The following is a 328-nucleotide window of genomic DNA, read 5'->3' as shown; positions in this document are numbered from 1 at the left end:
CAGGAATCGACCAAGCCGATCACCCTGAATTCAGTGCTGAACCCGTTCTCCAAGGCGATGATCGGGGCGCAATGGCTGTTCTTCAAATCGGGCCTGGGCGCCACCAATCATTTCGAGGCGGCCGCCTTCGTGCGCTCGCAGGCAGGCGTCGACTATCCCGACATCCAGTACCACTTCATCCCGGCGGCGGTGCGTTATGACGGCAAGGCGGCGGCGAAGTCGCATGGCTTCCAGGCGCATGTCGGGCCGATGCGCTCGAAGTCGCGCGGCTCGGTGACGTTGCGCTCGCCGGATCCGAAAGCGAAGCCGGTCATCCGCTTCAACTACA

1 pseudogene is annotated in these 328 nt (G+C 63.1%); it reads left to right on the top strand.

Annotation, left to right across the window (positions count from 1 at the left end):
* A pseudogene (locus EN852_RS37635) lies at positions 1–328 on the top strand (choline dehydrogenase); the annotation flags it as partial.

The sequence above is a fragment of the Mesorhizobium sp. M2E.F.Ca.ET.209.01.1.1 genome, from assembly GCF_004010375.2.
Lineage (GTDB): Bacteria > Pseudomonadota > Alphaproteobacteria > Rhizobiales > Rhizobiaceae > Mesorhizobium.
Note: the sequence above shows the minus strand (reverse complement) of the source record. Positions and strands in the feature narration are given on the sequence as shown.